Origin of the sequence: Peptoniphilus sp. SGI.035 (assembly GCF_050315115.1) — a bacterium.
Classification (GTDB): domain Bacteria; phylum Bacillota; class Clostridia; order Tissierellales; family Peptoniphilaceae; genus Peptoniphilus_A.
Window position 1 is genome coordinate 1 of record NZ_JBNPOJ010000025.1, and the last position, 20,447, is coordinate 20,447.

Annotated in this window: 18 protein-coding genes; 11 read left to right on the forward strand and 7 right to left on the reverse strand. The window is 31.5% G+C overall.

Annotated elements, in window-relative coordinates; translation table 11 throughout:
- Positions 1-113 precede the first annotated feature (113 nt).
- Complete coding sequence (locus ACQRC6_RS08925; protein ID WP_427848609.1) at positions 114-2,312, reverse strand: S-layer homology domain-containing protein; 2,199 nt, start codon at positions 2,310-2,312, stop codon at positions 114-116.
- Between the two features lie 317 nt (positions 2,313-2,629).
- The gene (locus ACQRC6_RS08930) at positions 2,630-2,833 is read right to left on the reverse strand and encodes a hypothetical protein (protein WP_427848610.1); all 204 of its coding nucleotides are present in this window, start codon (positions 2,831-2,833) and stop codon (positions 2,630-2,632) included.
- Positions 2,834-3,182: 349 nt separating this feature from the next.
- Here ACQRC6_RS08930 and ACQRC6_RS08935 point away from each other — a divergent pair, with 349 nt between their 5' ends.
- The gene (locus tag ACQRC6_RS08935; RefSeq protein WP_427848611.1) at positions 3,183-3,899 is read left to right on the forward strand and encodes an ABC transporter ATP-binding protein; all 717 of its coding nucleotides are present in this window, start codon (positions 3,183-3,185) and stop codon (positions 3,897-3,899) included.
- 4 nt (positions 3,900-3,903) lie between these two features.
- On the forward strand, positions 3,904-5,556 hold the full coding sequence (locus ACQRC6_RS08940; protein ID WP_427848612.1) for a hypothetical protein: 1,653 nt from the start codon (positions 3,904-3,906) through the stop codon (positions 5,554-5,556).
- Positions 5,557-5,594: 38 nt separating this feature from the next.
- On the opposite strand, the gene ACQRC6_RS08945 is transcribed toward ACQRC6_RS08940, so the two are convergent.
- Together ACQRC6_RS08945 and ACQRC6_RS08950 are read right to left on the reverse strand one after the other, a co-directional pair.
- Positions 5,595-6,692, reverse strand: coding sequence for a SpoIIE family protein phosphatase (locus ACQRC6_RS08945; protein ID WP_427848613.1), 1,098 nt, complete (start codon positions 6,690-6,692; stop codon positions 5,595-5,597).
- Positions 6,693-6,745: 53 nt separating this feature from the next.
- Positions 6,746-7,876 (reverse strand): THUMP domain-containing class I SAM-dependent RNA methyltransferase, encoded by a 1,131-nt coding sequence (locus ACQRC6_RS08950; protein WP_427848614.1) that lies wholly within the window; start codon positions 7,874-7,876, stop codon positions 6,746-6,748.
- 127 nt (positions 7,877-8,003) lie between these two features.
- On the opposite strand from ACQRC6_RS08950, the gene ACQRC6_RS08955 reads away from it, so the two are divergent.
- Positions 8,004-8,357 (forward strand): class II SORL domain-containing protein, encoded by a 354-nt coding sequence (locus tag ACQRC6_RS08955; protein WP_427848615.1) that lies wholly within the window; start codon positions 8,004-8,006, stop codon positions 8,355-8,357.
- Positions 8,358-8,426: 69 nt separating this feature from the next.
- On the opposite strand, the gene ACQRC6_RS08960 is transcribed toward ACQRC6_RS08955, so the two are convergent.
- From ACQRC6_RS08960 to ACQRC6_RS08970, 3 genes are read right to left on the reverse strand one after another with little or no spacing between them, the layout of a single operon-like run.
- Complete coding sequence (locus ACQRC6_RS08960; RefSeq protein WP_427848616.1) at positions 8,427-9,599, reverse strand: iron-containing alcohol dehydrogenase; 1,173 nt, start codon at positions 9,597-9,599, stop codon at positions 8,427-8,429.
- 9 nt (positions 9,600-9,608) lie between these two features.
- Entirely contained in the window at positions 9,609-11,351 is a 1,743-nt protein-coding gene (locus ACQRC6_RS08965) for an ABC transporter ATP-binding protein (protein WP_427848617.1), read from the reverse strand.
- On the reverse strand, positions 11,338-13,050 hold the full coding sequence (locus ACQRC6_RS08970) for an ABC transporter ATP-binding protein (protein WP_427848618.1): 1,713 nt from the start codon (positions 13,048-13,050) through the stop codon (positions 11,338-11,340). Before ACQRC6_RS08970 ends, ACQRC6_RS08965 begins: the two co-directional genes overlap by 14 nt.
- Positions 13,051-13,366: 316 nt before the next feature.
- On the opposite strand from ACQRC6_RS08970, the gene ACQRC6_RS08975 reads away from it, so the two are divergent.
- The 8 genes from ACQRC6_RS08975 to ACQRC6_RS09010 all read left to right on the forward strand — a co-directional run.
- A complete protein-coding gene (locus ACQRC6_RS08975; protein WP_427848619.1) occupies positions 13,367-14,176 on the forward strand; it encodes a MerR family transcriptional regulator in 810 nt (269 codons plus the stop codon).
- Between the two features lie 92 nt (positions 14,177-14,268).
- On the forward strand, positions 14,269-15,468 hold the full coding sequence (locus ACQRC6_RS08980; RefSeq protein ID WP_427848620.1) for a M20 metallopeptidase family protein: 1,200 nt from the start codon (positions 14,269-14,271) through the stop codon (positions 15,466-15,468).
- Positions 15,461-16,771, forward strand: a complete 1,311-nt coding sequence (locus ACQRC6_RS08985; protein WP_427848621.1) for a YjiH family protein — start codon at positions 15,461-15,463, stop codon at positions 16,769-16,771. The genes ACQRC6_RS08980 and ACQRC6_RS08985 overlap by 8 nt, the downstream gene beginning before the upstream one ends.
- 306 nt (positions 16,772-17,077) lie before the next feature.
- Positions 17,078-18,268 carry a M20 metallopeptidase family protein gene (locus ACQRC6_RS08990; protein ID WP_427848622.1) on the forward strand — a complete coding sequence of 397 codons (1,191 nt, stop codon included), beginning with the start codon at positions 17,078-17,080 and terminating at the stop codon, positions 18,266-18,268.
- A complete protein-coding gene (locus ACQRC6_RS08995) occupies positions 18,261-19,085 on the forward strand; it encodes a DUF3100 domain-containing protein (protein WP_320850564.1) in 825 nt (274 codons plus the stop codon). The genes ACQRC6_RS08990 and ACQRC6_RS08995 overlap by 8 nt, the downstream gene beginning before the upstream one ends.
- Positions 19,082-19,528 (forward strand): DUF340 domain-containing protein, encoded by a 447-nt coding sequence (locus tag ACQRC6_RS09000; protein ID WP_427848623.1) that lies wholly within the window; start codon positions 19,082-19,084, stop codon positions 19,526-19,528. The genes ACQRC6_RS08995 and ACQRC6_RS09000 overlap by 4 nt, the downstream gene beginning before the upstream one ends.
- A 140-nt stretch (positions 19,529-19,668) precedes the next feature.
- Positions 19,669-20,304 (forward strand): transposase family protein, encoded by a 636-nt coding sequence (locus ACQRC6_RS09005; protein WP_427848624.1) that lies wholly within the window; start codon positions 19,669-19,671, stop codon positions 20,302-20,304.
- Between the two features lies 1 nt (position 20,305).
- On the forward strand, positions 20,306-20,447 hold a 142-nt coding region (locus ACQRC6_RS09010; protein WP_427848625.1), incomplete at its 3' end, for a transposase.

Below are 20,447 nucleotides of genomic sequence, written 5' to 3' on the forward strand. Positions count from 1 at the left end.
ATAAAATAATTAAATTTAACTTTGTATTATCTAGCTAAATATAATTAAGACAAAAAAAGAGCGGCAAGATATTTCCTGCCGCTTTATTATTAAGTTTTAAATTAAGTTTTAACTTATTGCCATACACTTACTTCGTCTGAGCTTTCAGTTTTAGCTGCATTGTGTCCATTAGAAGCATCTAGGATTTCATAATATGCCCAGTGGCTCTTTGGTACATCTGTAAATTTCTTTAATCCGCTTTCACTAACATTTGTGAAAGAAGTTGATTTAGTATTTCTGCCAAATACAGAGTTTAAAATTGTTACAGCTTCTGCTCTTGTAAGTTTTTGATCTGGTTTAAATGTTCCATCAGAGTAACCTTTGATGTTTTTGTTTCCGTAAAGTTCATTGATTGCATCAGATGCCCAGTGACCTTTTACGTCTTTAAATGATCCAGTTCCTGGATAACCGTCTTTAACAAATACAGAAATCATTTGTGCAAATTCTGCTCTTGTGATTGCTTGATTTGGTTTAAATGTGTTATCAGAATAACCTTTGATAAATCCCTTAGAAACTGCGTAGTTGATTTCATCTGAGTACCATGCATTGTTTGCGTCTTTAAAACTTGTCTTTGGATTATTTGGAAGTTCTGCTCCATTATTTACAAGTTTAACAAACATTCTAACGGCTTCAGCTCTTGTAACTTCCTTAGATGGTTTAAATGTTCCATCTGGGAAACCTGCGATATATGAAGGTTGGTTAACTTTTTCTGTGGAAACAGCTGCTACTCCGCCAACTTTATATTCAGTGCTTCTTGAAACTTTGCCAGCTTCTTTAGATTCAACTTTAATAGTTTCTCCTGCTATTAATGCTCTATTTAAAACTACATTGTATATTCCAGTGTTTCCTGCAGTTGTACTTCCAAGTGTGTTGCCACTTGCATCGTATACAGTTACACTTGCATTAAATCCTGCATTACCTCTTACATATTTTGCTCCAGCTGAAACTGCGTTAACAGTTGGAATAATTGAATATCCATTGTCTGCTTTGTAAGTTCCATTTACATAATAGTCTAAAGTTCTTCCAGTAGAAATATATGGACTATTCCAAGTTACTTTAAAGTAACCCTTTGAATCAATTACATCGCTGCCAAGATAAGTTCCGTCGTCATATACATATACAGTTCCCTTGCTATATCCCTTTAGATATCCACTAGTTGAATAATTTGTTCTTGAAATATCTGTTGGATAAACTTTTTTGTCGTATTTGCTATAATATCTATAATCTCTGTAATATCCGTCCCTATATCTTCCGTCATTTAGATAATATTTAGAAGATGTTTGGTAATTATCATCAGTTGCTAGAAGATATCCACCATAATATCTTCCATTGTAATATTTGCCATCATAGTATCTGCCATTCCAATATCTGTATGGATTATAGTTTATATATTGTTTATATCCATAGGAATCATAGTAATAGTATTTATCTTTTGCACTGTCATAATAATAATCATCATCATAATATCCATAATAGTAATCGCCTACATAGATATCGAAATAACCATTGGCATCTGTTACATCAGATTTTCCTGTGTAGTCTCCGTCATAATCATATAATTTAACAGTGGCACCCTTTACTGCATCTCCATCTGCAGTTACCTTGCCGTAAAATCTTCCATTGTCATAATATCTTTCAGAGATAGAAAGAACTTTTGTAACTGGTACAACTTTTTCATCCCATTTTGCTGTTAAAGTTTTATTTTCTGTAATAGCAGTGTTGAAATCAAATTTAGTAGTTCCATTATACCAACCTTTAAAAGTATAGCCTTCTCTTGTTGGTGCTGTTGGTTCATTTGCTTTTTGTCCACTTTCAACAATCTGAGAAGTTACTGCACTTCCGCCATCTGAATTAAAAGTAACAGTAAATTTTTCTGCCCATTTTGCTGTTAAAGTTTTGTTATCATTAACTGTATAAGGGAATTTTACTTCTGTATCTCCATCGTACCAACCCTTAAAAATATAGCCTTCTCTTGTTGTAGTTGGTGATTCCTCTATTGTCCCTCCACTTTTAATGGTTTTATTTTCTACTGCACTTCCTTCATTTGAATTAAAAGTAACTGTAAAAGATTCTCCCTCTGGTGCTTTTAATGCTTCAGGAGCTTTTTCTTCACTAACTTCAAGTTTTTCAGGTTCTTCAGCAGGCACTGTTGTTTCTATATTCGGTCCTGCTTGTCCCTCTTCAGTATTTGCAGTATCTGCAAATACATTAAATGGAATTGCCGTAACCATTACTCCTGCAAGTAATAGACTAAGCACTTTCTTATTTTTCATAAACTCTCCTCCTCGTTATAAATTAAAATGATATAAAAACATTTTCTTTAATGCTATTATACCCAATGTCAATAAAAATTTTTACCAATTTATGAAATTTTAATAAATTTAATAATTTTGTAACATTGCTTGAATAAATTAATAAATTATTCCTATTTCAATTTCTTAGATTATTTTAAAAATATAATTCACTCTGCAATAAATTTATTATAATTTTGATTAAATTTTGAATATATAAAGGCAATGGGCAATATGATTAAAATAGAAGATTTAAAAAGAGTACAAGTCGCAAAATACTTGTACTCTTGTAAATATATTTAGTCTTCTGCAAATGCTGTAATAACAGCTATTAAAACTACTATTATATTTATTGTTATTATTAAGGATGAGCTTATCCCCGTAAATAAAGGAGAATGAATTTTAATTTCAATAGCCCTTTTTATAAATGCTAAGGGTATTCTCAATATATTAGCTAATAATAAAAGTTTTAATATCCTAATACTTTTTTCTTTTTTATTCATTAAACAACGCACCCCAATATCAACATAAAAGTTTTATGTAATTCACTTTGTTTTTTATTATATTACCAAGTAATTTAACTAAAGTCAAAGGCTTTATTATATTTATCTTTTATACATGGTCCTTTTCTATTATTTTGAAAATATTATTCCTGCATAAATTATTATTTTTCTAAATAATAATTTTTATCTAGTATCAATCTTATTCATTTAGCTTAGTGTTAAATTTTTTAATTATTTCGTAGGACTATTTAGATTATTTTCAAAATAGAATTGACACTGCAATAAATTTATTATAATATTGATTTAAATTTGGAGATTAATTTTCAAGATAGAAAGGCAAGGAGGCAAAATGATTAAAATAGAAAATTTAAAGAAATATTTTGCAACAAAGGTTGCAGTTGATAATCTAAACTTAGAAGTGCCTAATGGTGTAGTCTATGGTTTCTTAGGTCCAAATGGCGCTGGCAAAACTACTACAATTAAAATGATAGTTGGCATGTTAAAACAGGATCAAGGAAAAATTAAAATTGACGGCATTGACACTCTAGAAGATCCCATTGGTTCAAAAAAACTTTTTGCCTACGTCCCAGATAATCCCGACATCTACGACAATATGACTGCAAGACAGTATATAAATTTTATAGCCGATGTCTTTAACCTTAGTCTAGAAAAGAGAAATGAAAACATAAAAAAATACGCAGAAATTTTTGAGATGGAGGAAAATTTAGACGCAACAATTTCCGCACTCTCACATGGAATGAGGCAAAAAATAGTTTTAATTGGTGCGCTTATTCACGAGCCAAAACTTTTAATTTTAGATGAACCTATGGTGGGACTTGATGCAAAAAGTTCCTTTAGACTAAAAAATATTATGAGAGAATTTGCTGAAAAGGGTGGCACAGTTTTCTTCTCTACTCATGTCATGGAAGTTGCAGAAAAAATGTGTGATGAAATTGCAATTATAAACAAGGGCAAATTAATTGCAGAGGGAACTCTCGAAGAGATTAGGGCTGCTGCTAAAGATAGCGGAAGTCTTGAAAAAATATTCTTGGAACTTACGGAGTGATTTTATGGACAAATTTTTAGAATTAAAAACTCTTTTAAAAAAAGATATCTACTTAAATCTCATTGCTCCTCTTAAAAAGCCATCAAAAAATGGTGGTTCTTTTAAAGCTTTGGCAATATTTGGACTGGCACTTTTATTTGTCTACCTTGGATTTTTATATTTTGTGCTTATTCTTGCTTTAATAATCCCTATGTCTAAAAATGGCGAGTCAAATACAGTGCTAATGGCATTTTTTGGATTTGTTTCCATTGGAGTAATAATTTTTACTAGTGCAAATATTATCTCTAAAATTTATTATTCCAAAGATGTGGAAATACTTCTTCCCCTTCCAATTAGGCGAAATAATATTTATCTTTCAAAAATTTTGGGCTCTGTAATTCCTTCCTTGGTTATTAGCTTTATAATTTTTGTTCCAATGGTTTTTCCTTTAATAAGATTTGCGAATTTAAGTTTTTTTAAATTTTTTTCAATTATCTTTTTGAATTTATCAAATATTATTTTCACTATTTTAATTTTGTCTATTATCTTAATTTTATTTATGAGGGCTTTCGCAGGTGTTGGTGGTTTAAAAAATTTGTTGCAAGCCCTTGGTTCCATAATAATTATTTGTACAACCTTATTGCCACAAATTATGACTAGATCAGAAAATTCAAATATAATTAATGAAAATAATTTATTGCATTTTATAAAACTATTCTTTCCACAGGTTCATTTATTGAACAAAGTTTACGGAATGAGTGATTTGCCCGCATTTTTTCTAAGCTTTTTTATACTTATTGCAATGACAATAATTTTGTATGCGCTTAGTTTTCCACTATCAAAGATAATGATTGCCGGAGTTTTAAAAACAAATATACAAAGTTCAAGGGTATGGCATAGTAGAGAAAATAAAAATACATCAATTGTACTTTCATTGGCAAAAAAAGACGTCATCAATGTTTTAAAGACGCCAGTTTACTTTTTTAATTTGGCTGCATCTTCCTTTATGCTTCCAATTTTAATATTATTTTCTATTTTTAAGAGAATGGAAAATATAAGTACTATTCAAAATTTCTTCGACAACATAGAAAATTATGGCTTTGACAAAATTAATTTATTTTTTGCCTTTATGCTGGCTGTATTTTTCTACGCAGCTTTTATGACGCCACTATCTTTGACAAGCATCACTCGAGAGGGCAAAAATATTTATATTATGCAGACACTTCCAATATCCTACGAGGATCAAGTAAGTGGAAGACTTTTAGGTTCAACTATTTTTCAATTTGCATCAGCTCTTCCCATAATAATATTTTTATCATATCTTGCAAAATTTAATGCACTATATATTTTGTCAATGTTAATTGGCGCCGCATTAGGCTCCTATGCTTCTTCAGTCTTTGGAATTTTCTTTGGGATAAAATATCCTAAACTCAATTGGGAAAATCCGCAAGAAGCTGTTAAGAAAAATTTCACAGTATTTATTTTTGGAATACTTAGCATGGCTGTAATAGCTATTAATTCTTTTATATTTTATTTGATTTTTAAAAATTTAGGCTCAATAATTGTTTTTAAATTTATAGCTATTGTTTATTTGGTCTTGATAATGTTGTTTTCAACTGCAATAAAAAATCAGGCAAAAATTTCTCTAAAAGAAAATTTGCCTGAATATAGTGCATAATCTTAGCTCATCATTTGGTGAGCTTTTTTTATTAAATTTTACCAAACATTTATAAGTAACATGGAAATGTCGTCAGTTTGTTCTCCGTCGTTAAATTCCTCTAGCTCGCTGTCTAAAACTTCTAGCACATCTCTGTTATTTTCTAAAATAATATTGTGAATTCTATCGTAGCCAAAGGATTCTTTTTTTGAATTTCTAGCCTCCACAACTCCATCTGTCATAAATAAAATGTAATCGCCTGAATAAAGTTTTACCTCTTTTTCTTCATAATTTGGCTTTGCAAAAAATCTAGAGATAGGGTAACCCTTGGATTCTAAATTCATATATCCTCTATCACGAACCATTATTGGCAGAGGCAAATGACCTGCGTTGGAAAAAATAATTCTCTTCTTTTTTGTGTTGTAAACTCCATAGAAACAAGTAAAATAATTTTCTATCTCAAGTCTAAGGCTGGTGAACCTTGTACAAAGTTCTGTTAATGTTTTTTTAGGGGATAGTAGTGTCAATTTGTCTAAAGTTCTTATCATAGATTTTATAAACATTGTTACCATGGATGCGGCAAAACCGTGACCAACGGAATCAGCTATGTAAACTGCTATGTTTTCATCGTCAATTTCAAATACGTCAAACATATCGCCGCTTAAAATAGTGGATGGTTTGTAAATATAATTTACCTTTAGATTTTTTATAAATCCCTTTTCTGGCAAAACTGTTCGCTGAATAAGTGATGCTGCCATAGTTTCGCTAGTCATAAATCTGTTTTTCTCGATAATTTCCTTTTGAAGCTTTCGTGCCATAGTTACATTTCTAAAAACTTCAACTACACCTAGGATTTCTCCCTTTTTATTAGTAATGGGTGAACATTTTACAGAAAAAACCATGCCGCCAATATTTTCTTCTCTTTGGATAACTTCGCCGCTTAAAAGTGCACGCCTAGTTATCTCTGGATCAAAGAGATCTTCGCCCAAAATACAAACTTTTTTGTCGCTATCATAACCAAGCAAGTCCTCCATCGCCTTATTTACAAAGACCACTTTTTCGTTATAATCCAAAACTCGCACTAAGTCTGCAATGGCATTTAGAACTTGAAAGTCAACCTTGTCGTCACTTCTTTCTTCAGCTAAATAATTTTCCATATTCACCACCCTATTATTGTTTACAGTATAGCAAATTAAAACTAAGTAAACAATTATCTTTTTGGCTTTGGTCCATAATATTGGTAATAATAAGTTTTAATTCTACCATTATATAATTTTCTATTTCTGTCTGCTTTTCTGCCAAAATTTTTTTCAAAATTTTCATTTGCAGTTATTATATAAAAGGACCAAGTCTTTAATGTTTTTGCAAGTTCACCTAATTCACTGTTTAGCTCCTCCACATCTTCTTTTCCAATTCTCTCTCCATAGGGTGGATTGGTTATTATTACGCCATAATCGTCTGGCAAGTCAATATCTCTTATGTCTTTTTGGAAAAAGGATATATCTTCATCAAGTCCAAGTATTTCTGCATTTGATTTTGCAATTTGAATTGCCTTATAAGATACATCTGAAGCTAAAATTTCCAATTTTACATCGTACTTTATTTCTGAGTAACATTTTTTCTTTTCTTCTTTAAATATATCTGGGTCAAAAAATACAAAATTTTCAAAGTCAAATTTTCTCATAAGTCCTGGCGCAATGTTTTTTTCTATCATCGCAGCTTCAATTGGAATTGTACCTGAACCACAGAAGGGGTCTGATAAAATTCTATCTTTGTTCCAAAAGGTTAATTTTACAAGACTTGCTGCAATAGTTTCTGAAAGTGGCGCTTTGTAATTTACTTCTCTATAACCTCTCTTGTGAAGTCCATCGCCTGATGTGTCCATTGTAATTTCTGCAATATCATTTAATAATGAAACTTCAATTTTTACTCTTGGACCACTTTTTTCAAACCAAGATATTTTATATTTCATCTTTAATTTTTCGATTATTGCCTTTTCAGTAATTCTTTGACAATCGGAAATAGAAAATAATTTTGACTTTCTACTTCTTCCCTGAATGATAAAATTGTCGTCTTTAGCGATGTAGTCCCACCATCTTATTTCAAAAACCTTGTCAAAAAGTTCTTCAAAGGTTTCTGCTCTAAAGGAATCAATTAAAAATAAAACTCTCTCTGCCGTCCTGAGTTTTAAATTTAAAATTGCAATGTCCTTTAGTTCACAATTTATTTCAATTTTTCCATCACTAACTTTTAAGTCCTCGTAGCCTAAGTCAATTAACTCTCTTTTAGTAACTGCTTCGAGGCCCATATTTGTCGTGGCGATTAATTTTATTTTTTCCATTTAACACCTCTCATTTATTATACTAGATATAAAAAATTTTTTCTTTATTTAAAATTAATGAGTTAATTAATTTAAAAAGGGTACTAATTTATATGTAGTAAAAAAATATAATTTGGGGGTAATAAAAATGAAATTAACTGAAACAATACAAACTGCTGATTTTAAATCTGAAAAACACGTTCCTGTAATCCACGTAGAAAAGGCTGATGGTCTTTTAAAGATTAAGGCTATTGTTGGAGAAGAAATCGAACATCCTAATACTTTAGAACACCACATTGCATGGATTAAAGTATTCTTCAAACCAGAAGGAGAAAAATTCCCAATTGAAGTTGGTTCTTACGAATTTAAAGCTCACGGCGAAGGCGAAATTTTTACAGTTCCTTGTGTTGAAACTGCTGTTAAAACTAATAAGGGCGGAGAAGTTTACGCATTAAGCTACTGCAATATCCACGGACTATGGGAAAATTCAGTAGAAGCATAATTTAATTTTAAAGAGCTATGAAAACAAAAATCATAGCTCTTTTTTATTTGTATTTTCTTTTTATTCAAATTAAAGTGAGGCTTTATAAATTTCTAAGATGTCATCTTTTTTAAGTTCAACAACACCTTTTATTGAACCACCAGCGTGTCTTGCTGCTGCTTCCGCCATCTCTTCTAATTTTTTATCATCAATTCCCACTTCGCCAAGTGTCATTGGAATATTCATGTCTTGTTCAAAAAATTCATGAATCTTAGCAATGGCTTTTTTTGCATCGTTAAATTTGTCGTCGCTTGGCTTTACTCCAAAGACATTTACCCCAAAATCTCTAATCATATCAACTGTGTCTTCATTTAAAATGTAATTTAAAAATCTTGGTGTCAAAATTGCAAGTCCAATGCCGTGAGTAATATCATAAAAAGCAGAAAGTTCGTGTTCCATTGGATGAACTGACCAAGGTGTAGATTTTCCAGTTGATAAAAGTCCATTTATCGCCCAACTTGATGCCCACATAATATTTGCTCTTGCTTCATAATTTTCTGGCTCTGCCATGGCTATTGGTCCATAGTGAATACAAGTCTTTAAAATTCCCTCAGCAAGTCTATTTTGCATATAAGCGCCATCCTTTAATGTGAAATAATTTTCCATTGTGTGACTCATTATGTCAGCGATACCTGCAGCTGTGTGCTTTGCATTAACTGTATAAGTTATTTCTGGATTTAAAATTGAAAATTTTGGAAGAGTGTAAGGTGACCCAAATGCAAGTTTTTGTTTAGTTTCGGGATTTGTAATAACTCCACCAGCATCCATTTCAGAACCAGTTGCCGCAATTGTAAGAATAGTGCCAATAGGGAGAGCCTTTTCAATTTTTGCCTTTCTGATCACAATATCCCATGGGTCGCAATCTAAAAATACAGCCCCTGAAACTAATTTTGATAAATCAATTACAGAGCCACCGCCAACTGCCAAGATAAAATCCAAGTTATTTTCTTTAAGGATTTTTACGCCTTCTCTTGCTGACTCAACTCTTGGGTTTGGTTCTATGCCGGAAAGTTCTTTATAGAAAATATTGTTTTCTTCAAAAATTTTTATTATTTGGTCGTAAAGTCCACTTCTTTTAATAGAGCCTCCTCCATAGGAAAGTAGAACTCTGCTTCCATAATTTTTAATCTCCTTTGCCAAATTTTTCATTTGGTCCTTTCCAAAAAGAATTTTCGTACTAACATTAAAAATAAAATCTTTCATAATGACCTCCTAGTCCTTAAATTGTGAATTGTATAATTCTGCATAAACTCCATCCTTTGCAATTAAATCACTGTGACTACCCTTTTCAACAATATCTCCCTTGTCTAAAACTAAAATTAAATCTGAATTTACAATTGTCGATAATCTATGTGCAATTACAAAGTTTGTCCTATGGTGTAGAAGATTCTTCATCGCCTTTTGAATTAGCGCCTCTGTTCTCGTGTCAACAGATGAAGTTGCCTCGTCTAAAATTAAAATTTCCGGGTCAGACAAAAGAGCCCTTGCTATTGTAAGAAGTTGTCGCTGTCCTTGAGAAATATTTGTCGCTTCTTCATTTAAAACTGTGTCGTAACCCTTTGGCAGTTTCTCGATAAAAGAGTGACAATAAGCCTTCTTTGCTGCATCAATAACTTCATCTCGCGTGGCATACTCTCGTCCATACAAAATATTTTCATAAATTGTTCCGTGAAACAACCACGAATCTTGAAGAACCATTCCAAAAAGAGAGCGCAAGTTTTCCCTTGAAACATCTCTTATATCCTTTCCATTTATTTTAATACTTCCCTTATCAATATCATAAAACCTCATTAGAAGATTTACAATAGTAGTCTTTCCTGCACCAGTAGAACCCACTATGGCGACAGTTCTATTTTTTTCAACCTTTAGGTTAAGATTGTTTATTACAGGTTTCTCCTTATCGTAGGAAAAATATACATTTTTAAATTCAATGTCCTCAACAGGTTTTTTTATTTCATCCTTTACAATTTCAACTTCAACTTCTTGATCTAAAAATTCAAAAACCCTTTCAGCAGCTGCAATAGATGCTTGAAAAATTGACGCCATCTCCGCAAGTTGTTCAATGGGATTTGCAAGCCTTCTTACATATTGAATCACAGCTTGAATATCTCCCACAAATAACTTACCAGATAGCACTAAAAGCCCGCCAACTATTGAAAGCATTACATATCCAATATTTGAAATAAAAGTCATAATAGGGAGCATAATGCCAGTCATAAAAGATGCACGATAACTTACTTCATAGAGATTTTCGTTTATCTCTAAAAATTCCTTCTCAGCCCTGCTTTCATAATTAAAAGCCTTAATGAGTTCAGAACCAGAAAAGTTTTCTTCGACAAAACTCACCATAGAGCCTATGCCCCTTGACTTTCTCCTAAAATATCCTTGAGATTTGCTAGAAATAAATTTTGTAGAAAAATAAGTCATGGGAAGAGTAAATAAAAATACCAAAGTTAAAATTGGCGAAATTTTTATCATTACAGCCAAAATTCCTATAATTAAAACTATAGAAGATAAAACTGAAGAAATCGTCTGTTGCAAATTCTTACCAAGAGTCTCAACATCATTGGTCATCCTAGATAAAAGGTCGCCAGTTTTATTTTTGTCGTAATATGATGTTGGGATATACTTAACTTTTTCAGAAATTTCCCGTCTAAATTTTGCTATTAAATCCTGTGTAACGTCAACTAAAATCCTGCCCCTAAAAAATTCAAAGGCCCCTTGAAATAAATAGACAGCAGCCATAATTATGCAAATTTTTATTACATAATCGAATTCTATAGCTGTATTCATTTTCAAATTTTCAAAAATTCGCGTAGTTATGTTTCCCATTAATTTAGGTGAAATTATTTCAAAAATAGAAGATCCAATAGTTAGAAAAATAGCTAGAAATAAAAAGCCCTTATAATTTTTCAAATATGAAGTTATTCTTAAAATTGTGTTATTTTTCTTCATAAGCTTGCCCCTGACTAGTCGCAATTTCTCTGTAAACTTCATTTGTTTCCATTAAGATATTGTGATTTCCATAGCCTACCTCTTCTCCATCTTCCAATACCAAAATTTTGTCTGCATTTAAAATAGTAGCAACTCTTTGTGCAACTACTATTACAATTTTATCCCTTAAATTTTTCTTTAAAGTTTGTCTAAGTTCATAATCAGTTTTATAATCTAGCGCAGAAAAGGAGTCGTCAAAAATATAGATTGACGCATCGCGAGTAAGAGCTCTTGCTATTGCAAGTCTCTGTCGCTGTCCACCAGAAAGATTTTTTCCACCTCTTGCAATTTCCTTATTCAACGGGTCTTCGCCCAAAAATTCCTCTGCATCAGAATTTTTTATTGCCGCGAGCATTTTTTCTTTTTCAGCATTTTCCTTTGCATAAGATAAATTTTCTGCAACAGTTTTTGAGAAAAAGAAATTTTCCTGTGGCACATATGAAATTTTATCCCTAACTCCATAATTATTTAAGCTCTTAATGTCTATTCCATTTATAAAAAGTTCGCCATCGCCCGGTTCATAAAATTGAAGCAAAAGTCTTAAAAGAGTTGACTTTCCAGAACCTGTTCCGCCAATTATACCGAGAGTCTCGCCCCTTTTCACCTTAAAATTTATATTCTTTAAAACTTTTAAATTTGCATCGGGATAGGAAAAAGACAAATTTTTTGCCTCAATCTCATAAATTTCACCTGATAAATTTTTTTCGCCGCCAGTTTTTGTAGAATTATAATCCAAAACTTCGTTGATCCTCTCCATAGAGGCAAAAGTTCTAGGCAAAAGCGTTAATAGAAAACTCATCATAATCATGGCGGATAAAACTTGTGTAATATACTGAATAAAAGCCATGAGTTCACCAATTCCTAAATTTCTAATGTCAATTAATTTTGCACCAAAAAACAACACAAAAATAATTCCAAAATTTAAAATAGTGCCAAGCATTGGTCTAACATTTACAAGAAGTTTATTTACCTTAGCCGCCATCTCTTGATAAGATTTATTTGCATTTTCAAAAATATTTTCTTCATATTCGTCCTTAGAAAAAGCTCTTATAACTCTAAGACCTGTAAGTCTTCTTCTAAAAAGTTCATTTAACCTGTCAAGCCTTTTTTGCAATATTGGAAAATATGGAAGACCTAGTTTAAAAACATAAAAGATTCCAATTGCAATAAAGGGAATAGTAATGGGAAACACAATTGAAAGCTTCACATTTGTAGAAAGCGCCATAATAAGTCCACCAATAAACATAAGTGGACCTCTGATTAGTGGTCTAAGTCCCATTAAAACCATTTGCTCAACTTGATTTACATCGTCTGTTGTCCTTGTGATAAGTGATGAAATTGAAAAGTGTTCAACATCATCAAAGCTGAGATAATTTATCTTTTTAAAAAGTTTGTATCTAAGGTCGCGTGAAAAAGCCATAGTAGTTTTTGAAGAATGATAGGCAGCAGACGCTCTACACATAACAGTAAGTATCACAACAAAAATCATGACTGCACCAATTTTTAGCACATAACTTGTGTCGCCATAAGCCACGCCCTTGTCAATTACAAGACTCATAAGTCTTGGCAAAAAAAGTTCCCCTAGAGCATTGCCAAAAGTAAGCAAAATGACAACTATTATTCTAATTTTATATTTATTAAGTCCTTTATATATACTCATAAATCCTCCATAACCTTATTTTAGCATACAAAGTATTAAAATAAAAACTTCTGAAACTAAGAAGTTGACCTGATATAATACATATGAGATGTCGAAGATGAAAATTACTCCAATTAAGAAAAAGTCTATTTGCTATTTAAAAATTTAAGTGGAATAATTTTTTTGTTAATTTTAGTTCAAAAATATCTAAAATGTGGATTTTAAATATAACTCTTAAAATTACAAAGAAAATAACATCAAGAATTTCTACATTATTTTTTCGTGATGTAAAAATAAAAAATAAAAATACAATTAATTTCTTATAAGTAGGTGCAATATGAATTACTCTATTGGTGAATTGTCTAAAATTTTCAATATATCTACACAAACCCTTAGATATTACGACCAAATAAAATTATTTTCGCCACTTTACAGAGAAGGCAATAATTACAGAGTCTACTCTTCAAGTCAGTTCCAAGAACTTAGAACAATTTTATATTTAAAAAATATTGGAGTCAGCTTAAAAAGTATAAAGGAATACAAGGATAAAAAAGAATTAAGATATCTTTATAAAATTCTAGAAATTAGAAAACAAAAAATAGAAGATAAAATTAAAGAACTAGATGATTTAAATAAGTCCATCAAATCAACTCTTGTTGATATAAATACATCCTTCATAAGTGATGAGATTAAGTATCCTAAAATAAAAATCATTGATTCTAGAAGAGCTTATCTTCTTAATAAAAAGTTTACTCACAAAAACATCTCAGAAAATATAGAATATTTAATTAAGGATATTTATATTGAAAAAATAAAAAGACCTGAACTTGATGTGAGAAATCTCGGTACAATTGTATCCTACGAAGACTTGTTAGATAAAAATTATTCAACTTACAGCGGAATATTTATGCTACAGTATGAATCATCTTGGGACAAATTAATCGAATTTCCAAAGGGTACCTATGCTTCCATCTACCATAAAGGAAACTATGATACCATTGGAAAAAGCTACGAAAAATTAATTTCCTTTATAAAAGAAAATTGCTTAACAATAAAGAGTTTCTCAATTGAACTTGCTCTTATCGACATTAAACTATCCTTAGATCCAAAGGATTATATTACTGAAATACAAATATTAGTCCAATAAACATTTACCCCTGGAATTCTAATCCAGGGGATTTTTATTGTTGACATTATAGTAGCTATAAGCTTTTATAATTGCTTTAAAGGAGTGATACAATGAATGATTTACTAAAAAAGGTATTATTGGTTAGGGATAAGTATATAGACCAAGTCATTTCAATTAGAAGAAAAATACATAAAAATCCAGAATTGGGATTTGAAGAATTTGAAACTTCAAAACTTATAAAAAAGTCCTTGGAGTCTTTAGGCATAACAGATATAAAAGAAATGGCTAAAACAGGTATAGTGGCTGTAATTGATTCTGGAAAGCCAGGAAAAACTTTAGCACTTAGGAGCGAATTAGATGCTCTCCCTATTGATGAAGATACTAACTTAGAATTCAAATCAACTGTAAAAAATAAAATGCATGCTTGTGGTCATGATGTCCATGCGGCTAATCTACTTGGAGCTGCATTTATACTAAATGAATTAAAAAATGAATTTTCAGGTAAAGTAAAATTAATTTTTCAACCCGCTGAAGAAACTGGAGCAGGTGGAAAGTATATGATTGAAGATGGTGCCCTAGAAAATCCAAAGGTTGATGCAATATTTGGTCTTCATACAGTTCCAGAAGCTATTGGCAATATTTCCTATGGTTTTGGAGAACAAACTGCATACACAGATTTTTTTGAGATTGAAATTATAGGCAAGAGCTCTCACAGTGCAAAACCTCAAGAAGGTATTGATGCAATCCTAGTTGGATCTAATATAGTTACTTCTATTAATACAATAATTTCAAAATTTATAAGTCCCTTTGACAATGCAACTATTACAATAGGAACATTTTGTGGTGGAAAAGCGGAAAATATTATTGCAGATGGAGTAAAACTTTCTGGAATGATTAGAGCTACAAGCCTAAAGTCAAAAAATGAGATTAAAGATAGAATAGAAAAAATTGTAAATAACCATTGTAGGGCAATGGGTGCTTCTTCAAAAATCAAATTCATTGATGGATACCCTGCTGTTATAAATGATAAAAATTTTACAGAATACTTTGCGTCATTAGCCGATGATTTTAAATGCAATTACAGCGAAAAAATATTAAATGTCTACGAAGTGAAAAATCCTATACTTGCAGCGGAAGACTTTGGTTTTTATTCTCAACTTGTACCAGCTTGTTATATTTCTATCGGCGCTGGAAATTATGCTCCCCAACATAATCCAAAATTTAGAGTTGATGAAGATGTATTTAAGATAAGCTTAAGTCTAACAGCCTATCTTACAATTAATTATTTAAAGGAGAAACAAAATGAATAATGTAAAAATTTCAAAAAAACAAGCAACTTTTAGATTTGTAGTCTTTTCTTTTATTGGAATATTTAGTTATTTTGTTCCAATAACAATTAACGGAAACAATGCAGTCCTTATTGACCACTTGACTAAACTCTTTCGATTCCTTCTTGGTCCAATACTTCCCTACTACACACTTGCCATAGTTTTTTGGGGCGGACTTGCTCCTTTCTTTACAGGTGGCTTCAAGAAATCTAAAGTAGAATTTATTTTTTCAACTTTCAAATTTCTAGGTATTTTTGTTGGACTAATGGCAGTTTTTAATTTTGGTCCAGAAAGATTGTTAGAAAAAGATATGATACCTTTCCTTTTTAATTCTCTAGTTGTACCTATTGGGTTAATTATTCCGGTTGCCTTAATCCTTCTTACTTTTGTAATTAATTATGGACTAATGGAATTTGTTGCAGTATTTATGGAACCAATAATGAGACCAATTTGGAGAACACCTGGCAAATCTGCTATCGACGCAGTAGTATCCTTTACAGGTGGCTACTCCTTAGCAATGCTTGTAACAAATGAACTTTACAACAAAAATGTATACACAAAAAGAGAGGCAGCAATCATTGCGACTGGTTTTTCCACAGTTTCTGTTGCCTTTCTACTAATAATTTCAAATACTTTAAACCTTTCAGACCACTGGAACCTATACTTTTGGACAACTTTTGTAATTACATTTTTAGTTACAGCAGTAACTGCACGAATCTACCCTCTAAACAAAATTGAAAATAAATATTTAACTGGCGAAAGTCCAGTAGATCCACCTAAGAGAAAGAAAATCTTAAAAGGAGCATGGAATGACGCTATAGAAACAGCACAAAATGCAAAGCCTCTTTATATCAATATAAAAGAAGCCTTTTTAGGTGAAGGTATTAAGATGTCAACTTCTGTAATGTCATCTATTTTATCAGTTGGATTAATTGGTATATCAATTGCAACTTTTACACCAATATTTGACTACCTTGCTTACATTTTCTATCCTTTTGTTAGATTGCTCCAAATACCAGAAGCTATGCTTGCATCAAAAGCTGCTGCAATAGGACTTGCAGAAATGTTTTTACCATCACTATTAGTTGTTGAAAGTCCCTTAGTTACAAAATTCATTATAGCTGTTACAAGTGTATCCACAGTTCTTTTCTTCTCAGCATCAATACCATGTTTGCTCTCAACAGATATAAATATTTCTGTTAAAGATATAGTAATAATTTGGTTTGAAAGAACTCTCTTATCAATAATATTTGCAGTCCCAGTTGCTTTTATATTCTTAAGATAAAAACAAAAACACTAAGCTTGACCTCAAAAGTTAGACCTTAAAAACTAACTTAATGAGGTCAGTTTTTTATAAAAAAATAGCAAACTTGAATCTAACAGTATAGCTGTATTATCAAAGTCTAACTAATGAGCTTAAAGTACATAATTCTTCTTTTATAGCAATGTCGAAAAAATTATTTATAGGAATGGGCTTAGATTTACTAAAATCTAATAAATAAAGAAATTAAATAAAATTTTGATATAATAACTATTATTATGCTATCTTAACATTACACTAAAATGTTATAATAAAATGGGAGGTAAAAAAATGAATATTATAGAAGAAGTAAAAAGAATTGAAAGTAAAATTATAGGTTTTAGGCATGATCTTCACAAAATTCCAGAGCTTCAAAATGAACTTCCAATGACTATGGCATACATTAGAGATGTCCTAGAGAGTTACGGAATTTCTTATTTTTCACTCATGGATGGAAATGCCACTGTTGCAATTATTGAAGGAAAAAATCCTGGAAAATGCCTTGCCATAAGAGCTGATGCTGATGCTCTTCCTATACAAGAGGAAACTGGGCTTCCATTTGCATCTGAAAATGGATGTATGCACGCTTGTGGTCATGATGCACATACCGCTATGGCACTTGGTGCTGCAATAATTTTAAACGAACATAAAGATCTTTTTGATGGATGTGTTAAGGTATTTTTTCAACCTGGAGAAGAATATCCCGGCGGAGCTCTTCCTATGATTGAAGAAGGTTGCATGGATAATCCAAAGGTAGACGGAATTGTTGGCCTTCATAATGGGATTTTATTTCCTGTAAGTCCTGGTCATATTGGTGTGAAGGCTGGTCCAATGATGGCTGCTATGGATAGATTCAAGGTTACTATAATAGGCCGTGGAACCCATGGTGCTACTCCGCATTTAGGCGCAGATCCAATCCCTTGTATCTGTGAAATTGTAAATTCTCTTCAGAAAATAGTTAGTAGAATGATTAACCCACTAGACCAAGCACTCCTTTCAGTATGTCAAATTCACGGAGGGTTTACCCAAAATATTATTCCCGACGAAGTCTTTATAGAGGGAACTGTTAGGACTTTTGATGAAAAAGTAAGAAATGATATAAAAAGATATGTAAATGAAATTTCTACTAATATTGCCAAAGCTTATAATATGAGAGCTGATGTGGAATATGATTTTAAATATCCAGCAGTTATAAATGATAATGAGTTTACTAATTTTGTTGCAAATTCTGCAAAGGAACTATTTGGAGAAGAAGTAGTTGAATATCTAGATAGACCTTCCCTTGGAGGAGATGATGTTGCTTATTTTTTAAAAGAAGCAAAGGGAACTTATTTCAGTCTTTCAAACCCTAAAATTTATCCTGACGGAAAATTTTACCCACATCATAATCCAAAATTTGATGTTGATGAGAGTAAGTTCTATATTGGAACTTCAATTTTTGTAAAAGCAGCACTTGATTTTTTAGGAGGTAAAAATGTTTAAAAGTAAAAAACTTCATTTTATTGTTTTAGTCCTTGTAATTATTTCAGAACTCATAGGAAAGCATTCATTTAAAATAGGTGTAGGAACTGTGGTACTTCTTCCTATGCTTTATGCACTTATACTCGGCACTATTACAACTTTAAGCAAGGTAAAAATTGCGGGTCAAAATGAAATTGAGGAATCTGGAAACCTTATTTCTATAACTCTTATGTTGCTTATGGCAAAATATGGAACAACAATTGGCCCATCTTTTTATGATATAATCAAGGCTTCGCCTGCTCTTATTTTGCAAGAATTTGGAAATGTTGGGACAGTAGTTTTAGGAGTACCTATTGCAATTCTTCTTGGCCTCAAGAGAGAAGCCATAGGCGGAGCTCACTCAATTGCTAGAGAACCAAATGTAGCTCTTATTGCAGAAAGATTTGGTCTAGATTCTCAAGAAGGAGAAGGAGTTTTAGGTGTATATCTTGTAGGAACTGTGTTTGGAACTATTTTTATAGGTCTTATGGCATCAATCCTTGCAACTTCAACTTCACTCCACCCATATTCTCTTGCAATGGCATCTGGCGTTGGTTCTGCTTCTATGATGACAGCTTCAGTTGGATCACTTTCAGAACTTTTCCCAAATATGGAAGAAAAAATAAAGGCATTTGGAGCTGCGTCAAACTTGCTTTCTGGTCTTGATGGACTTTATATGTCAATATTAATTTCTCTGCCTTTTGCAGAATTTTTATATAAAAAGATGTACAAGATAAAATATGGACAAGACCCACTTCCACCAAAATATATAGATGCAGAAAAGGAGGTTCAAAAATGAGCTTAAAAAAAGTGTTTGTCGTTCTTCTTATAACGGCTGGAATTACATTAGTTGGGAATTTTGTAGGACCAAAAGTAAGTCCTATTGAAGCTCTTCCTGGAATGATAATCCTTATTTGCATCGCATTTGTTGGAATACTTCTCTCAAAAATTATTCGCATAAGAATTCCTGCAGTTGCATATATTGTTACTATTGCAACAATTATGACAATCCCTGGCTTTCCCTTTGCAGATAAAATCTATGAATTTACAAGTAAAGTGGATTTCCTAGCATTATGTACACCTATATTAGCTTATGCCGGAATATATACTGGAAAAAATCTAGGTACACTTAAAAAAACAGGCTGGCGAATTTTTGTACTTGCAATTTTTGTTATGATTGGAACTTACGTAGGATCTGCTATTATAGCACAGATCATATTGAAAGCTATCGGTCAAATATAAAAGGATAATTTTAACTGTCTCTAAAATATCTGTTGGGGAGTAAAATCTCTAACAGATATTTTTATGCAAAAAAAATTGCACTTATACGCATTTAGTCCTAAACTTAAAATACCAACAAGAAAGCAAGGAGGTGCATATAAGTGCAAAATAATAATAACACTAATTTGTTGGGATTTAAAGATATAATTTTTAATAGTTTTGATGATGATAATAAGTTTGTTTATATTCATGCTTCTGTTGAAAAGATGGATACTTGTCCTCACTGTGGTTCTAAAAAGGTATGGGTTCATGATCATAGAATTCAAAAAATTAGGGATACTCATATTAGAGGGAAGAATTCTATCATTCATTTAAAGAAGACTAGATATGATTGTAAGTCTTGTGGTTGTCGTTTTGAAAGAAATCTTGATTTTATCGCTAAGGGACACTCTATTACTAATAGACTTGTTTTTGCTATTGTAGCTGAATTTAATGAAGTGTATTCTATCTCTTCTATTGCTAAAAGGTACAATGTTTCTTCTAATACTGTTATTAGAATTTTAAAATATTTAAGTGTTTCGAGGACTAAGCTCTCTGAAGTTCTCTGTATAGATACCCATAGGGCACAAGTGAATTTAAAGGTGATAGTGGAAATATTAAGTATCAAACTTCCCTTCTTAATGGTGATAAGCATTCTATCATTGATATTTTACCTACTAGGGATAAGAACTATTTGTTTAGCTATTTTAAAAGGATTCCTAAAAAGGAGAAGCAAGGAGTTAGTTTTTTGTAAGTGATATGTCTAATACTTTTAAGTCTGTTAAGAACAAGTTCTTTAAAGATTCCATCCATATTGTTGATAGGTATCATTTCATAAGGCAAGTTTCATGGGCTTTAGAAAATGTTAGAAAAAGAATTCAAAAAATCCTTCCTACTAAAC